General features: G+C 67.3%; 14 protein-coding genes. 6 read left to right on the top strand and 8 right to left on the bottom strand.

The window, feature by feature from the left end; translation table 11 throughout:
- Nucleotides 1-306 precede the first annotated feature (306 nt).
- The 3 genes from DQP58_RS14435 to DQP58_RS14425 are packed head-to-tail and all read right to left on the bottom strand — an operon-like array spanning nucleotide 307 to nucleotide 4,101.
- Nucleotides 307-1,173, bottom strand: a complete 867-nt coding sequence (locus tag DQP58_RS14435) for a carboxymuconolactone decarboxylase family protein (RefSeq protein WP_112709021.1) — start codon at nucleotides 1,171-1,173, stop codon at nucleotides 307-309.
- A 40-nt stretch (nucleotides 1,174-1,213) separates the two neighbouring features.
- On the bottom strand, nucleotides 1,214-2,587 hold the full coding sequence (locus DQP58_RS14430; RefSeq protein ID WP_112709020.1) for a TldD/PmbA family protein: 1,374 nt from the start codon (nucleotides 2,585-2,587) through the stop codon (nucleotides 1,214-1,216).
- Nucleotides 2,584-4,101, bottom strand: coding sequence for a TldD/PmbA family protein (locus tag DQP58_RS14425; protein ID WP_112709019.1), 1,518 nt, complete (start codon nucleotides 4,099-4,101; stop codon nucleotides 2,584-2,586). Before DQP58_RS14425 ends, DQP58_RS14430 begins: the two co-directional genes overlap by 4 nt.
- A 58-nt stretch (nucleotides 4,102-4,159) precedes the next feature.
- Between DQP58_RS14425 and DQP58_RS14420 the strand changes: the two genes are divergently transcribed.
- From DQP58_RS14420 to DQP58_RS14410, 3 genes are read left to right on the top strand one after another with little or no spacing between them, the layout of a single operon-like run.
- Nucleotides 4,160-5,044 carry a carbohydrate ABC transporter permease gene (locus DQP58_RS14420; protein ID WP_112709018.1) on the top strand — a complete coding sequence of 295 codons (885 nt, stop codon included), beginning with the start codon at nucleotides 4,160-4,162 and terminating at the stop codon, nucleotides 5,042-5,044.
- A complete protein-coding gene (locus DQP58_RS14415) occupies nucleotides 5,031-5,855 on the top strand; it encodes a carbohydrate ABC transporter permease (protein WP_112709017.1) in 825 nt (274 codons plus the stop codon). The genes DQP58_RS14420 and DQP58_RS14415 overlap by 14 nt, the downstream gene beginning before the upstream one ends.
- Complete coding sequence (locus DQP58_RS14410) at nucleotides 5,852-7,192, top strand: extracellular solute-binding protein (RefSeq protein WP_112709016.1); 1,341 nt, start codon at nucleotides 5,852-5,854, stop codon at nucleotides 7,190-7,192. The genes DQP58_RS14415 and DQP58_RS14410 overlap by 4 nt, the downstream gene beginning before the upstream one ends.
- Before the next feature lie 3 nt (nucleotides 7,193-7,195).
- On the opposite strand, the gene DQP58_RS14405 is transcribed toward DQP58_RS14410, so the two are convergent.
- The 3 genes from DQP58_RS14405 to ddaH are packed head-to-tail and all read right to left on the bottom strand — an operon-like array spanning nucleotide 7,196 to nucleotide 10,770.
- Nucleotides 7,196-8,638 carry an amino acid permease gene (locus DQP58_RS14405; protein WP_112709015.1) on the bottom strand — a complete coding sequence of 481 codons (1,443 nt, stop codon included), beginning with the start codon at nucleotides 8,636-8,638 and terminating at the stop codon, nucleotides 7,196-7,198.
- 27 nt (nucleotides 8,639-8,665) lie between these two features.
- Nucleotides 8,666-9,907: an ornithine--oxo-acid transaminase gene (gene rocD / locus DQP58_RS14400; RefSeq protein ID WP_112709014.1), complete on the bottom strand. Its 1,242-nt coding sequence runs from the start codon at nucleotides 9,905-9,907 to the stop codon at nucleotides 8,666-8,668.
- Nucleotides 9,904-10,770 (bottom strand): dimethylargininase, encoded by an 867-nt coding sequence (gene ddaH, locus DQP58_RS14395; protein WP_112709013.1) that lies wholly within the window; start codon nucleotides 10,768-10,770, stop codon nucleotides 9,904-9,906. The genes rocD and ddaH overlap by 4 nt, the downstream gene beginning before the upstream one ends.
- A gap of 122 nt (nucleotides 10,771-10,892) precedes the next feature.
- Between ddaH and DQP58_RS14390 the strand changes: the two genes are divergently transcribed.
- Nucleotides 10,893-11,339 carry an Lrp/AsnC family transcriptional regulator gene (locus DQP58_RS14390; protein ID WP_112709012.1) on the top strand — a complete coding sequence of 149 codons (447 nt, stop codon included), beginning with the start codon at nucleotides 10,893-10,895 and terminating at the stop codon, nucleotides 11,337-11,339.
- 80 nt (nucleotides 11,340-11,419) lie between these two features.
- Here the strand turns inward: DQP58_RS14390 and DQP58_RS14385 are convergent, their stop codons facing one another.
- Nucleotides 11,420-12,274: an energy-coupling factor transporter transmembrane component T family protein gene (locus DQP58_RS14385; RefSeq protein WP_112709011.1), complete on the bottom strand. Its 855-nt coding sequence runs from the start codon at nucleotides 12,272-12,274 to the stop codon at nucleotides 11,420-11,422.
- On the bottom strand, nucleotides 12,271-14,313 hold the full coding sequence (locus tag DQP58_RS14380; RefSeq protein ID WP_205869429.1) for an ATP-binding cassette domain-containing protein: 2,043 nt from the start codon (nucleotides 14,311-14,313) through the stop codon (nucleotides 12,271-12,273). The genes DQP58_RS14385 and DQP58_RS14380 overlap by 4 nt, the downstream gene beginning before the upstream one ends.
- Before the next feature lie 108 nt (nucleotides 14,314-14,421).
- Between DQP58_RS14380 and DQP58_RS14375 the strand changes: the two genes are divergently transcribed.
- Nucleotides 14,422-14,910, top strand: coding sequence for a MarR family winged helix-turn-helix transcriptional regulator (locus tag DQP58_RS14375; protein ID WP_112709010.1), 489 nt, complete (start codon nucleotides 14,422-14,424; stop codon nucleotides 14,908-14,910).
- 123 nt (nucleotides 14,911-15,033) lie between these two features.
- Nucleotides 15,034-15,543: FHA domain-containing protein (locus DQP58_RS14370; RefSeq protein WP_346427279.1), on the top strand; the 510-nt coding region annotated here is incomplete at its 3' end.

Below are 15,543 nucleotides of genomic sequence, written 5' to 3'. Positions count from 1 at the left end.
GCCACCCGGATCGCGGCCACTGACGCACGATCCATAGCCATCCGGCTCGGGCCACGCTGCCATCTCGTCACCGTCACATATTTGTTCACATAAGTCTCAGTGACCGCGCTTAAGTTAGCGAATGAGCCCCGCACACAGCGGAAACGTACGCTTGCGCGTCCGTGTACGAATGGTTAACATTTCGTGCTCTTGGCCCAGGGCGGGCGGACCGCCGACCGCTCGACCACGTCGTCCCTCACACGCCAGCGGACCACGTCGCCGGGCCGACAGCTAAGGCCCTAGCGGCTCGGCTGGCGCCGACGGATATCAGCTAAATACCGTCTGGCCGTCCGCGTCGAGCAAGTACCGCTCGGTCCCGTTTTCCACCCGGGGAGCGTCTGCGCCCAATGACACGGCCACCTTGTTGCTGGCATTGCGCATGATGTCGAAGGTGAGCTCGACGGCCTCCACCTCGGAGAACCGTGAGCGCACCTCGACGACATCGTCGGCGACGAGGTGCGCAGGGGTCCAAATTAACCCATCGGCGTACCGCAGCGCTGCTTTAGCGCGGTCGTCGAGCAAACTCGACGATTCGTAGTGCTCGATCTCCTCATACAGCGTTTCCGAACCGCCGGCATCGAGCGCGCCGCCCTCGCGAAGCGAATTGCATAACCGGCAATTGTGCTGGGCCGCCCCGCGCAACCGGACCAATTCGGAGGTGACCGGGTCGAGCGCACGCATTCGCGCCACCGCGATTAAAAAGTCATTGAACACGAGATCCGCCGGATCGGTCGTGTGATCCCAGCTGATCGGGCCGTCCACCCAGCCCAGATATGGCGCACCGACCCCGAGCGCCTCCAGCCCGGCGCGCACCCTGGGGATGAAGTCGGCGATGTACATCTGCACGACGACACCAAACGTGGCCTCTCCGAGTTGCTTCCACAACCGTGATCGCTGCTCGGCGGTGATCGACGAGACGTCGGCGCTGAATTGTTCGGCGAATTCGGCGACGGCGGCCTCCGCCTCCGATTCCGGCTCGCCCACCTCGACGCTGGCGGGCAGCGGCGGCAGCGACATCGTTTGCGCACACACCCGGCGGACTAACGCCGCCAGGCGACCAGGAGCCGGGGACCCGGGAAACAACGCCACCAGCCGCGTGAGCTGGTCTTCTCGAACCGAAACCGGGGTCGCCATTCGTCACACGCTAGAACGCGTGCCGCCCGGCGGCAATTAATTACTGGGCCTGGCTCACCGAGGACATGTGGAAGTCCGGTATCCGCAGCGACGGCATGGCGGCGCGGGTGGCCCAGTCGCCCCATTCGCGCGGCAGCGTCTTTTCGCTGACGCCGGCCTCGGTGGCCCGTCGCAGCAAATCCAACGGACTCTCGTTGAACCGGAAGTTGTTGACCGCAGCGGTCACCTGGCCGTCCTCGATGAGATAGACGCCGTCGCGGGTCAGCCCGGTGAACAACAAGGTGGTGGGGTCGACGACGCGGATGTACCACAGCGTCGTCAGCAGCAGGCCCCGCTCGGTGGCCGCGATCATGTCGTCCTGACTGGCGGTCCCGCCGGTCATCACCAGGTTGTCGGCGGCCACCGCGACGTCGACGTCGTATTTGGCGGCCGTGGCCCGCGGATAGGCCAGCGCGTTGATCACCCCCTCGCGGATCCACTCCACCTGGTTGATCGCCATGCCGTTGTCGAACGCCGACACCGTCTCCGAGGAACTGCTCACCGCGACGAACGGCGTGCAGGCCAGGCCGGGCGCCATCGGATCGGAGAACAGCGTCAGCGGCAGGTCGCTGAGCCGCTCCCCCACCCGGGTTCCGCCGCCGGGCGCCGAAAACGCGGTCCGGCCCTCCTGGGCGCCGCGGCCCGCCATCGACCACGCCATGTAGATCATCATGTCGGCCACCGTGGCCGGCGGCATGATCGTCTCGTAGCGCCCGGCCGGCAGTGCGACGCTGCGCTGCGCCCAGCCGAGCCGGGTCGACAGCTGCTCGAGCAGCGAATCCGTTGGCACATCGACGAAATCGGGTGTACCGACTCCGGCCCAGGCGCTGGCGTCGCCGCGTTTGGCGTTGATCTCCACCGCGCCCGTGGGCTGGGTGAACCGCCGCCGCAAGCCGGTCGACGACGCCAGGAATGTCGTCGAAACACTGTGGTGGGCAAAGCCGTACAGCCGATCCTCGCGGCGGAAGCCGCGGCTCAGCGACTCGGCGACGTCCGAGAACACCAGGGGTCCGGTGCCGGGCACCGGGGCGTCCCAATCGACGGGCGCCCCGCTGTCGGCGAGCAGCGGCGCCGCATCGCCGGCCTCCGGGGCCGCGCCGGCCGCCTCCTGCGACGCCGCCACCAGTCCGGGCAGCACCCGCGGATCGGCCTCGGCGGACACCACCGTGCCGATGCGCGCGCTCGAGCCGCTGCGCACCACGGAAATCACCGTCACGCTACGGCTCACCGAAACCCCGTTGGTGGTCATCGAATTGCCCGCCCAGCGCAGGGTCGCCTCGACCTTGTCCGTGACCAGCACCATGGTCTCGTCGGCGCGGCCGAGCTTGGCCGCCTCGTCCAGCACGATGTTGACGACATGCTGCGGGGTGATCATCGGCCGCCCTCGGTCCGGGTGTTGAGCACGTTGACGCCGCGGAACAACGCCGACGGGCAACCGTGGCTGACCGCCGCGATCTGCCCGGGCTGGGCCTTGCCGCAGTTGAACGCCCCGCCCAGGCGCCACGTCGACGGGCCCCCCACGGCCTCCAGCGAATTCCAGAAGTCGGTCGTGGTGGCCTGGTAGGCGACGTCGCGCAACTGTCCGTCGAGGCGGCCGTCACGTATCCGGAAGAACCGCTGGCCGGTGAACTGGAAGTTGTAGCGCTGCATGTCGATTGACCAGGACTTGTCACCGACGATGTAGATGCCGTCCTCGACCCGGGCGATCAAGTCGTCGGTGCTGATCTCGTCCGGCGCCGGCTGCAATGAGACGTTGGCCATGCGCTGAATCGGCACATGATGCGGCGAGTCGGCATACGAGCAGCCGTTGGACCGCGGCTGGCCCAGCCGCTGCGCGAAGACGCGATCGAGCTGGTAGCCGGTGAAGATCCCGTCGCGCACCAGGTCCCAGCTCTGCGCGGCCACCCCTTCGTCGTCGTAACCGATGGTGGCCAAGCCGAATTCGACGGTGCGGTCGGCGGTCACGTTCATCACGGGCGAGCCGTACCGCATGGTGCCCAGCTTGTCCGGCGTGGCGAACGACGTCCCGGCGTAGGCGGCCTCGTAGCCGATAGCACGGTCGTATTCGGTTGCGTGCCCGATGGATTCGTGAATGGTGAGCCACAGGTTGCTCGGATCGATCACCAGGTCCTTGGGTCCGGGAACAACGCTGGGTGCCTTGATCTTTTCGGCCAGCAACGACGGCAGCTGCGCCAGCTCGTCGGTCCAATTCCACACCTCGTCGCCGGCGAGGACCTCCCAGCCCCGCCCCATCGGCGGCGCCAGCGTGCGCATGGAATCGAAGCTGCCGGCCGCGGGGTCGACGGTCACCGCCTCCAGCGAGGGCAGCACCCGCACCCGCTGCTGGGTGATCGAGGAGCCGAAGGTGTCCGCGTAGAAGGTCTGCTCCTTGACGGCCGTCAGCAGCGCCGACACGTGATTGATGCCGTCGGCGCTCAGCAGCCGCCCGGAGTAGTCCTCCAGCACGGCGATCTTGTCGGTGGTCGAGACGTCGAACGGGTCGATCCGGTAGTTCGACACCCAGGCCGCGTCCGCGTAGACCGGCTCGGGCGCCAGCTCGACGCGCTCGCTGCTCAGCGTCGCCAGTGTGGTCGCCACATGCACCGCGCGCCGGGCGGTCTCGGCGGCCACCGCCGGCACCAGCTCCGCGTGCGAGGCGAATCCCCAGGTGCCGTCGACGATCACTCGCACCGCCAGGCCGACCTCACGGTTGATCACCGCGGTCTCCAGCTCGCCGTCGCGCAGCTGGACGATCTCGGTGATGATGCGGTGAACCCGCAGGTCGGCGTGCGTGGCCCCGGCCGCTTTGGCCGCCGAGAGCGCGGCTTCGGCCAGATCGTGGCGCGGCAGGTCCAGGAAGTCGGCATCGATCCCCCGGTTCGGTGTCACGGCTCCACCGTAACGGCCGCTCACCCCAAACCGCGGCGGCGCCCGCTTTAATTAGCCCATGGCCGGCGCGGTACGCGGGATTGCCCCTCGATCCACCGCCCTGGGCTACGCGTTGCTGGCGCCCAGCCTGTTCGGCGTGCTCGCGTTTCTGCTGCTGCCCATCCTGGTGGTGCTCTGGCTGAGCCTGTGCCGATGGGATCTGCTGGGCCCGCTGCACTTCGTCGGGCTGTCCAATTGGCGGTCGGTGTTGACCGACGCGGGCTTCGGCAACTCCCTGGTCGTCACGATCGTCTTCGTGGCCATCGTGGTGCCGGCGCAGACCGCGCTGGGACTGCTGGCCGCCACCATGCTGGCCCGCCAGCTTCCCGGCACCGGGCTGTTTCGCACCCTGTATGTGCTGCCGTGGATTTGCGCTCCGCTGGCCATCGCGGTGTTGTGGCGGTGGATTTTGGCCCCCACCGACGGCGTCGTGAGCACGGTGCTGGGACACAGCATCGAATGGTTGTCGGATCCCAGCTTCGCGCTGCCGCTGGTGTCGGCCGTGGTGGTGTGGACCAACGTCGGCTATGTCTCGTTGTCGTTCCTGGCAGGACTGCTGGCCATTCCCGACGAGATCCACGCCGCCGCCCGCACCGACGGCGCCACGGCGTGGCAGCGGTTCTGGCGCATCACCATGCCCATGCTGCGCCCCACGACCTTTTTTGTGCTGGTGACCGGGATCGTGAGCGCCGCACAGGTTTTCGACATGGTGTATGCACTGACCGGCGGCGGACCGGCCGGCAGCACCGACCTGGTGGCCCATCGCATCTACGCCGAGGCGTTCGGCTCGGCGGCCATCGGCCGGGCGTCGGCCATGGCCGTGGTGCTGTTCGTGATCCTGATCGGCGTCACCCTGGTCCAGCATCTGTATTTCCGGCGACGGATCAGCTATGACCTCACCTAAAAAACCCACGAATGTGGTGATCTATGCCGGGCTTTCGCTGGGTGCATTGATCACGTTGGCGCCGTTCGCCCTTGGACTGATGACGTCGTTCACCTCCGCGCATCAATTCGTCACGGGCACGCCGCTGCAGCTGCCGCGACCACCCACGCTGGCCAATTTCGCCGACCTGGCCGGGGCCGGGTTCGGCCGGGCGGCCGCGGTGACCGCGTTGATGACGGCGGTAATCCTGGTGGGCCAGTTGACCTTTTCCGTGCTCGCGGCATACGCCTTCGCACGGTTGCAGTTCCCCGGGCGCGACGCGCTGTTCTGGGTGTACATCGCGACGTTGATGGTGCCCGCAACGGTCACGGTGGTGCCGATGTATCTCATGATGGCCCAGCTCGGCCTGCGCAACACGTTCTGGGCGTTGGTGTTGCCCTTCATGTTCGGCTCGCCGTACGCGATCTTCTTGCTGCGCGAGCACTTCCGGATCATCCCGAACGACTTGATCAACGCGGCCCGGCTGGACGGGGCCAACACGTTGGACGTGATCGTGCATGTGGTGATCCCGTCGAGTCGCCCGGTCCTGGCGGCGCTGGCGTTGATCACCGTGGTCTCGCAGTGGAATAACTTCATGTGGCCGTTGGTGATCACCAGCGGGCACAAGTGGCGGGTGCTCACCGTCGCGACGGCCGATCTGCAATCGCGGTTCAATTCCCAGTGGACGCTGGTGATGGCGGCGACCACGCTCGCGATCGCCCCGCTCATCGCCCTGTTCGTCGTGTTCCAGCGCCACATCGTCGCCTCGATCGTCGTCTCGGGATTGAAGTGACCCGGCCCCGCTTCTCCACCGCGGCCGCGGCCGCGGTCGCGCTCGTCGCGGTGCTGCTGGCCGTGGCGGCGGTGTTGCTGGATTACGCCGGCCAACCCCGCGGCGGCAAGACGGTCGTCACGGTGCGGATCTGGGGCGACCAGATCGGCGCGGCCTACCGAGAATCGTTCCAAGCCTTCACCCGCGCCCACCCCGACATCGACGTGCACCTGAACCTGGTGGCCTATTCCACCTACTTCAACACCCTGCGCACCGATGTGGCCGGCGGCAGCGCCGACGACATCTTCTGGCTGTCCAACGCCTACCTGGCGGCGTACGCCGACAGCGGCCGCCTGCTGAACATCGGCGAAGCGCTCGGGCCGCAGACCGCCGCGGATTGGGAGCGTCCGGTCGTCGAGCAGTTCACCCGCAACGGCACGTTGTGGGGAGTGCCGCAACTGACCGATGCGGGGATCGCGTTGTATTACAACGCCGACCTGCTCGCGGCGGCCGGCGTCGCTCCCGCCGACCTGAACGCCCTGCGGTGGAGTCCCGACGGGAACGACACATTGCGCCCCCTGCTGGGCCGGCTCACCGTCGACGCCGACGGAAACCGCGGCGACACACCACGATTCGATGCGGGACGGGTGCGGCAATGGGCATACAACGCGGCCAACGACCCGCAGGGCATCTACCTGAACTACATCGGCTCGGCCGGCGGCGTTTTCCAACGCGGCGACACCTTCGCGTTCGCCAACCCCGCCGCCGTGGCGGCCTTCCTGTATCTGGTCGACCTGATCAACCGCGACCACGTCGCGCCGCCCGCCGCCGACACCAACGACAACGGCGACTTCTCCCGCAACCAGTTCCTGGCCGGCAGAATGGCGCTGTTCCAGTCCGGCACCTACAACCTGGCGCCGGTGGCCCGCGATGCCCGGTTCCACTGGGGGGTGGCGATGATGCCCGCCGGCCCGGTGGGCCGGGTCAGCGTCACCAACGGCATTGCCGCGGCGGGCAATGCGGCAACGAAACATCCCGACGCGGTGCGCCAGGTGCTGGCCTGGATGGGCAGCAGGCAGGGCAACGAATTTCTGGGTCGCTACGGTGCGGCCATCCCCGCGGTGTCCTCGGCGCAACCGGTCTACTTCCGGTACTGGGCCGCCAGGGGTGTGGACGTCACGCCGTTCTTCGCCGTGCTGAACGGTCAGCGCATCCCGGCGCCCGGCGGCGCGGGCTTTGCCGCCGGCAACAACGCGCTGCAGCCGTACTTCGACGAAATGTTCTTGGGCCGCGGCGATGTCGCGACGACACTGCAGCGGGCTCAGGAGGCGGCCAACACCGCCGCCGCGCGCCAGTGAGGCCTAGATCGCTTCCGAGGACGCGGCGTCATTGAGTGCACTGTGGTGGCGGCCCCAGACGAAATAGAAGACCAGCGCCAGTAACACCCAGCCGCTGAACGCGATCCAGGTGTACCAGTGCAAGCTGGCCAGGATGTACCCGCAGGCCGCCACCGAAAGGACCGGTGTGACGGGATAACCCGGGACCTTGAACCCTCTTGGCAGGTCGGGCTCGCGTACCCGCAAGACGATCACTCCGACGGACACGACGACGAACGCGGTGAGCGTGCCGATCGAGACCATGTCGGCCAGCTTCTGCAGCGGAATGAAGGCGGCCAGGGCGGAGGCCACGATGGCGACGATCACCGTGTTGTTCACCGGGGTCATGGTGCGCGCGTTCACCGTCGCGAACCGCGCGGGCAACAGGCCGTCACGGCCCATGGCGAACAAGATGCGGGTCAGCCCGTACATGGTGACCAGTGTGACGCTGAAGATCGAAATGACCGCTCCGGCAGCCAGAATCGTGCTGGCCCAGCCGCCGTGGGTGACGTTGTCGAGAATCGTCGCCAGCCCGGCTTCCTGCTGACCGGCGAAGTTCTGCCAGGGCTGAGTCCCCAGCGCGGCCAGCGCCACGAAAACGTAGACGCCGGTGACGGTCAGCAGCGCGCCGATGAGCGCGCGCGGCATGGTCTCCTGCGGGTTCTTCACCTCGTCACCGGCAGTGGACACCGCGTCCAGGCCGATATACGAGAAGAAGATGGTGCCGGCGGCCGAACCGATACCGGAAACACCGAAGGGCGCGAAGTCACGCAGATGGCTCGCGTCGAACGCCGTGAACGCGACAACACCGAACACGACGAGCACGCCGAGTTTGATCACCACCATGATCGCGTTCACCTTGGCCGACTCGCTGGCGCCGCGGACGAGCAACAACGCGCACAAGACGATCAGCACGACCGCCGGCACATTCAGATAGCCGGGTTGCGCATCCCACGGTGCCGCCGACAAGTCCTGCGGCAGTTGGAATCCCAGGACATTGCTCAGCAGCTTGTTCAGGTAGCCACTCCAGTTGACTGCGACCGCGGCGGTCGCCACGCCGTACTCCAGGAGCAGGCAGGCGGCCACGCCCACGGCCACGACCTCCCCCAGCGTGGTGTACGCATAGGAATACGACGATCCCGAAACGGGCACCGCCGAGGCCAATTCGGCGTAACAGACCGCCGCGAGGCCCGCGGCGAGGCCGGCGAGCAGGAAGGAGACGATCACCCCCGGGCCGGCCTCGGGGACGGCCTGCGACATGACGAAGAAGATGCCGGTGCCGACCGTCGAACCGACCCCGAACATGGTCAGCTGGAAGGTTCCGATACCGCGCTTGAGGTGGTCAGCGGCGCCCGGTGCGACGTGTGCACCCACCACCGGGCGCCGCCGGAGCATCTGCTCCTTGAGGCTGATCGACGTGGCTGGCAAGTGCCCTCCTGTGGCCGGATCAGCTGATTATGAGGCAGCCTCCCGCAATACCGCAGCAAGCTGGCCAACCGCCCAGTCGATCTCCTGTGCCGTCACCACCAACGGCGGAGCGAAGCGCAACGTCGAACCATGCGTGTCTTTCACCAAGACGCCGTGGTCGGCCAGGCGCAGGCTGATCTCCTTGCCGGTGCCCAGCGAGGGATCGATATCGACGCCGGCCCATAAACCCAGGCCCCGCACCTCCTGGACGCCGTGGCCGATCAACTGTCGCAGCCGCCGATGCAGGTGTGCGCCCAACGCGGTCGCGCGCGCCTGGAATTCGCCGCGCGCCAGCATCGCCACCACGGTGGTGCCGATGGCAGCCGCCAGCGGGTTGCCGCCGAAGGTGGAGCCGTGTTCGCCGGGGTGCAACACGCCCAGGACGTCGCGATCGGCCACCACGGCCGACAGCGGAACCACTCCGCCACCGAGTGCCTTGCCCAGCAGGTAGACGTCGGGAACCACCCGCCACCGATCGCAGGCGAACGTGTAACCGGTGCGACCCAGGCCAGACTGGATCTCGTCGGCGATCATCAGCACCTCGTGCTCGCTGCACAGCGCTCGGACCGCCGGCAGGTAGTCGTCGGGCGGGACGATGATCCCGGCCTCACCCTGAATCGGCTCCAGCAGCACCGCGACGGTGTTGCCGTCGATCGCCTGCGCCAGCGCGGCGGCATCACCGAACGGTACCGAGCGAAAACCCGGCGTGAATGGTCCGAACCCATTCCGCGCCGAGGGATCCGAGGAGAAGCTGACGATGCTGATGGTGCGGCCATGGAAGTTGTTGTCGGCCACGATGATGTTCGCCTGATCCGCGGGCACCCCTTTGACGTCTGCGCCCCATTTGCGGGCGACTTTGAGACCGCTTTCGACGGCCTCGGCGCCCGAGTTCATCGGTAGCACCATGTCCTTGTCACACAGGTAGGCAAGAGCGGCGCAGAACGGTCCGAGCTTGTCGGAATGGAACGCGCGGCTGACCAATGTCACCGTGTCGAGTTGCGCATGCGCGGTGGCGGTGATCTCCGGGTTACGGTGACCGAAGTTCACCGCGGAATAGGCGGACAGGCAGTCCAGGTAGCGACGGCCGTCGATGTCGGTGATCCACGCGCCCGCGGCGCTTGCCGCGACGACCGGAAGCGACGAATAATTGTGTGCTGCACGCTTTTCCACCAACCTGATGGCGGCATCGATCCGGTTGGCGGTGACCCGCTGCGCATCGAGAATCGTCATGGGAATACCTCCAACGTGCAGCACTTGACGGAACCGCCACCCTTGAGTAGCTCGGATAAATCGACGCCGATCGGCTCGAATCCTGCTCGACGCAGCTGAGCGGCGAAACCCGTTGCCGCGCTGGGAAGCACCACGTGCAGACCATCGGAGACCACGTTGAGGCCCAGCACGTAGGCATCGGCGGTGTCGGTGATGATGGCATCCGGAAAGAGCGCGCCCAGTTTCTCTTGGGCGGCGGCGCTGAATGCCGGCGGATAGAACGCGATGGTGTGGTCGTCGAGAACAGCCAGGGCGGTGTCGAGATGGTAGAAGCGAGGGTCCACCAGCTCAAGCGAGATCACCGGCGCGCGCAGCGCCGCGGAGATTTCTGAGTGCGCACGCCGGTCGGTGCGAAATCCCCAGCCGGCCAGCACGATGTCGCCGACCTTCAGCAGGTCGCCTTGCCCTTCGTTGACGTGGCGGGTGCACACCGGCCGGTAGCCCAGCGCCGACATCCACCGCGCGTAGGCGCGCGATTCGCCGGCCCGTTCGGCGAACCGGAATCTGGCGACGATCGCGACATCGTGCGCGACGAACCCGCCGTTGGCGGCGTAGACCATGTCCGGGAGCCCGGCCACGGGCTCGATCACATCCACGTGATGACCCAACCGCAGATAGGTGTCATGCAAGCTTTCCCACTGAGCGTGTGCGAGAGCGGCATCGACGGGTGTGGTGGTGTCCATCCAGGGGTTGATCGCATACTCCACTGCGAAAAAGGTCGGCGGCGTCATCGCGTACCGACGGACGCTCGGCGTTCGGCCGAGGGTGGCGGGTCCGGCTAACCGCCTCCCGGGGCGGGGCGTTACCAGATGTTGGTCCGTCATGAATCAACGATATTGAAGGCATATCAGTTAATCAATCTTCGTAGATTGCATGTATACACTTGGTTTATTGCGTTGTAGTCCCAGAATCAACGATTTGTTGCGAGCAACCCGGCAGGAGGGTCATGGACCGCTTGGACGAGACCGACGAGCGCATCCTCGCCGAACTGACCGAGCACGCGCGAGCCACGTTCGCCGAGATCGGCGAGACAGTGAATTTGTCTGCGCCGGCGGTGAAACGGCGCGTCGACCGGATGCTGGACAGCGGCGTCATCAAAAGCTTCACCACGGTCATCGACCGCAACGCGCTGGGCTGGCACACCGAGGCTTATGTGCAGGTGTTCTGCCACGGCCGGATCGCACCCGACGCGCTGCGCGCGGCCTGGGTGGACATCCCCGAGGTGTTCAGCGCCGCGACCGTGACCGGTACTCCCGACGCGATCCTGCATGTGCTGGCCCGCGACATGCAGCATTTGGAGAGGGCTTTGGAACGGATCCGGTCCAGCGCCGACATCGAACGCAGTGAAAGCATTGTCGTGTTGTCCAATCTGATCGACCGGATGCGGCCGTAATGTGCGGCGGTTGGCGCCGCCGAAGCGGCCGCGCCATTCGGACGACAGTCATGTGCTCGGGCAGCCGGACGACGAATTGCCTAGTGGAACTGCAGTATCGAGTCGATCACGATTCCCAGCGCGCCCGCGGCGGCGGTGATGCCGAGCGCCACCCAGTCCGCCAGTTTCGGTCGCGCCGGCGCGGCCGCCAGCTGGCCGATGCCGCCGCGGGCGGTGATCGCGTCGCCCATCTCGTCGGCCCGCCGCAGCGTCACAACGATTGCCGCGGTGAGTAGGTCGATCATGTCGCGGGCCTGCTGGCGCCGGCGTGCGCGCCGGCTGCGCGGTTCCTGGGTGGGGCGCAACCGCCGGGCGGCGTAGAGCACTTGGAATTCTTCGATCAACATGGGAAAGGCGCGCAGCGCAAGCGCCAGGGCGACGGCCCATTCGTCACTCGGGATCCGCAGCCACCGCAATGGTCTGCCCAAAGTTGCCAGCGCAGGCCCCATTTCGGCGACGTTGGTGGTCCACGACAGCATGGCGCCCAGCCCGATCAACACGATCGACAGTGCGGTGACCCGCACGAAATGCAGCGTTCCGCCCAGCCCGATGTGCACTCCGGCTATCTCGATCACCGGGCTGCCGGCGCCGAGTGCGGCGGTGATGCCGCCCACCGCCAGGGCGATCCAGATCCAGCGCCGCGGCGAGGGCACGGCACCGCGGGGTATGTGGGCAAGCCGGGCCGCGGTGATCAGCAACAGCAACATCAGCCCGACGGTGGCCCAGCCGGGGTAGAAGGTCAGCAGTATCGAAACCGCCAGCACCACAAGCAACTTGGTGCCAGCCCACAATTCGTGGATCTTCGACGTCCCGGGTACCGGCACCAGCAGCACCACCGGGCGGTGGGTGCGGCGGGTGCGCTCCGGCGCCGACTTGGCGTCCGCGGGCGCGGTCATGGCGTTCCTCCCGCCGCGGTCGACACCGTTTCCAGCATTCCGTCGCGCAGGAACAGGGCTCGCGGGCAGAGGTCCTCCAGCCCGACGATGTCGTGGGAGATCACCACCACCGTCAGACCTCGTTCCCTGCGCAGGCTTTCCAGCAGCCGCAGCAGGCCGCGCTGGCTGTCGACGTCCAATCCTGCCAGCGGCTCGTCCAGGACCAGCGCCCGCGGCGAGCGGGCCAGCAGTCCGGCCAGCACCACGCGGCGCATCTGGCCGCCGCTGAGTTGGTCGATGCGTCGCTTGCCCATCGCCGGGTCCAGCCCCACCGAGATCAACGCCTCGGCGATACGGTCCTTGTCAAGGTGCGAAAAGCCCGCTGCGGATGCTACTTCGGCGTCGACGTGATCGCGCATCAACTGCAGGCGCGCGGACTGGAACGACAGCGCGACCTCGCCCACGCGTTCATGGGTGGGCTCCCCATCGATCAGGCAGGCACCGCTGGTGGGCTTCGTCAGGCCGGCCATGATCCACGCGAGGGTCGATTTACCCGAGCCGTTGCCGCCGTGGATCAGCACGCCGTCGCCCTGCTCCACCACGAAGCTGATACCGCGCAGGGCGACCTTGGACCACGGTGTGCCACTGGCGTATTCGTGGCCGACCTCGATGAGTTCCAGCACCGGCGTGCTGGAGCTGTGATTGACCGCAACGGCCGGAGCCGGCGCGGCCGCGGTCTCGGCGGTGACGGTGTTGTCCGGCGAATCGCTGAGTTTGATGATGCGATCGGCGGAAGCGGCCTCGTTGTCGTAATGGGTAATGTGCACCAACGCCGTCTGGTGCCGCGCGGCGAGACCGGATAGCACACCCAGCAAGGCATCTCGACCCTGCTGGTCGACCATCGTGGTGACCTCGTCGGCGATCAGCAGCGCCGGATCCCGCGCCAGCGCGGCGGCGAGCGCGAGGCGCTGCAGTTCCCCGCCGGACAGGCTCCCGGTGTCGCGTTCTGCAAGTCCCTCGAGGCCGACCTCCTGCAGCAATCGGTCGACGTCGACCTCGGCATCAGGCGGCAGACCCCACACCACGTCGTCGGCCACCCGGGTGCCCAGGACCTGACTTTTCGGGTGCTGCAAGACAATCGCGGTGCCGCCCATCTCGCCGAGGCCCACCGTTCCGGGGCGGTCGACGCTGCCAGCCGTCGGTGGCCGACCGGCCAGGATCAGCATCAAGGTGGTCTTCCCCGAACCGTTGGCGCCGGTCACGGCGATGTGTTCACCGGCACGCACATCGAGACTGACCTCACGCAGCGCGTCTCGCTCGGCGCCGGGGTAGCGGAACCGCACCTTGTCCAGCCGCACCGGCACCGGCCCAACCGGCGTGGTGCGGGTGCGCGCATCGTCGGAGGTGTCCAGCTTGTGAACGTCGGGGATCTTGCGCATCCGCTCCAAGAGGCGAGACAGCGCCGACCAGCTGATGAACGAGACGATGACGACCAACAGGACCATGTACGGGAAGATCAGCAACGGCCAGTGCTGGATGCCGTCGGCGACGTATCGCTTCAGCCCGACGCCGACGCCATGCAGGTGCACCCAATTCAGGAAAGCCGCGACCCCATTGGCATTGGCGGTGATGACATCGAAGAACAAGCGCCGCAACCGGCTCAGCACCGCCAGCACCGCGACCCATCCTGCGCCCCACATGACTCCGGCGATCAACGACAGCAGCGCGACCGTCGGCAAGCCCCGGCCTTTGCGCTTGACGATTCCGCACAATCCGCCGACCCACGCGCAGTCGATCAGCATGAACAGGCTGCCCAGCCCGGCGATCAGAAAAGCGATCACCCCACCGGCGACCGTCGCGGCGACCAGCGCGCGGGGACGATAGCGGTAGGCCAGCAATCCCATGGGCACCGTGCCCACCACGCCCAGACCCTGAGCGAAGGGGATGACCGAGGCGAGGATCTCGATCGCCGCGCAGAGGGCCCCCATGACCGCGGCCTGTGCCAACTCGTTCGGCCGCAGGGACCCTTCCCCAGATCGCCGAAAACGCAGCAAGGTCACTTGGGCGATTCTGCCAGCATGGCCCAGAGGTGTCCCCTGAAGACGGGTTTTGTGCGGCACGCGTCGTCGTTTTGGCCTCGCTTAGCAAAGCTATGCAACCATGGAGACATGGACAATGTCGTCGATACCGCAAAGCTCGAGGGAGCGCAGGGACTGGGAGCCGATCTGCTCGCCGTGGTCGCCCGGCTCAACCGGCTGGCCACCCAGCGCATCCAAATGCCGCTGCCCGCAGCGCAGGCCAGGTTGCTGGCCACCATCGAAGCTCACGGCGAAGCCCGAATCGGTGACCTGGCCGCAGTCGATCATTGCTCGCAACCGACGATGACCACGCAGGTGCGCCGACTCGAGGAGGCGGGCCTGGTCACCCGGATGGTCGACCCCGGAGATGCGCGTGCGGTCCGGATCCGTATCACGGCCGAGGGCAGGCGCACGCTCAACGCGGTCCGGGCGGACCGCGCCGCCGCGATCGAACCGCAATTGGCGCTGCTCGACTCCGCGGACCGTCAGGTGCTGATGCAAGCGGTCGAGGTGTTGCGCAGGCTGCTCGACAACGCGTCGCTGGCCACCTCCCTGGCGGGCCGGCGTCACACGCTGTGAACGACGCGACGCTGGATGGCGCTCGGTCAGGGGTAGACACTTAAGCGAGCGCGGCGACCGGCGCCTGAGGGCGGGGCGGACCCGCAAGCGAGACGAAATGACCGGTGAGGAGAGGTGACGGCCATGCCGACCGAGGCTTCGGCCCTTCCGGCCTCGCTGACCGTATGGGCCGGACCGACGAGGTATGTGTTCACGCCCGGCCGCGACGTGATCGTCGGCTACGGCCCGGGTTGTGACATCCCATTGGAGCGTCTCGGCAACCCGCCGCAACCGCCCCCCGCGCCCCGCGTCGATGTGATCGTGCGATTCACCGGAACCGCATGGGTGGCCATCGATCTGAGCCGCCGCGGCATCTTCGTGAACGGTTCCCGGGTGCCGACCGTCGAGATCCGCGACGGTCTGGGCATCAGCATCGAGGACCCCCAGCGCGGTCCGCGGCTGGTCTTTCACACCGCGGCCCCGGCCGCACCACCGGGACAGCCGCCGCCGGGTGGCCCGAACGAGCCCGACCCGCGGGTACCCACCCAGAGCGCCACCCGGCGCATGCCCGTCGCCGCGCCGCCACCACCGCCTGCCCCCCGGCCCCCGCAGGGTGTCCAAGAGCTGCGACGCGGCGGCCAGTTGCTGTCGCAC

The organism is Mycobacterium colombiense, from assembly GCF_003284975.1.
GTDB lineage: Bacteria > Actinomycetota > Actinomycetes > Mycobacteriales > Mycobacteriaceae > Mycobacterium > Mycobacterium europaeum_A.
Note: the sequence above shows the minus strand (reverse complement) of the source record. Positions and strands in the feature narration are given on the sequence as shown.

Bases quoted from the DNA above. Each gene is read 5' to 3' on its own strand.
- rocD (WP_112709014.1), bottom strand. From the start codon at position 9,907: ATGACGATTCTCGATGCGCAGCGGGTCACCGCCAACCGGATCGATGCC.
- DQP58_RS14420 (WP_112709018.1), top strand. From the start codon at position 4,160: ATGGCCGGCGCGGTACGCGGGATTGCCCCTCGATCCACCGCCCTGGGC.
- DQP58_RS14385 (WP_112709011.1), bottom strand. From the start codon at position 12,274: ATGACCGCGCCCGCGGACGCCAAGTCGGCGCCGGAGCGCACCCGCCGC.
- DQP58_RS14415 (WP_112709017.1), top strand. From the start codon at position 5,031: ATGACCTCACCTAAAAAACCCACGAATGTGGTGATCTATGCCGGGCTT.
- DQP58_RS14375 (WP_112709010.1), top strand. From the start codon at position 14,422: ATGGACAATGTCGTCGATACCGCAAAGCTCGAGGGAGCGCAGGGACTG.
- DQP58_RS14435 (WP_112709021.1), bottom strand. From the start codon at position 1,173: ATGGCGACCCCGGTTTCGGTTCGAGAAGACCAGCTCACGCGGCTGGTG.
- DQP58_RS14390 (WP_112709012.1), top strand. From the start codon at position 10,893: ATGGACCGCTTGGACGAGACCGACGAGCGCATCCTCGCCGAACTGACC.
- DQP58_RS14430 (WP_112709020.1), bottom strand. From the start codon at position 2,587: ATGATCACCCCGCAGCATGTCGTCAACATCGTGCTGGACGAGGCGGCC.
- ddaH (WP_112709013.1), bottom strand. From the start codon at position 10,770: ATGACGGACCAACATCTGGTAACGCCCCGCCCCGGGAGGCGGTTAGCC.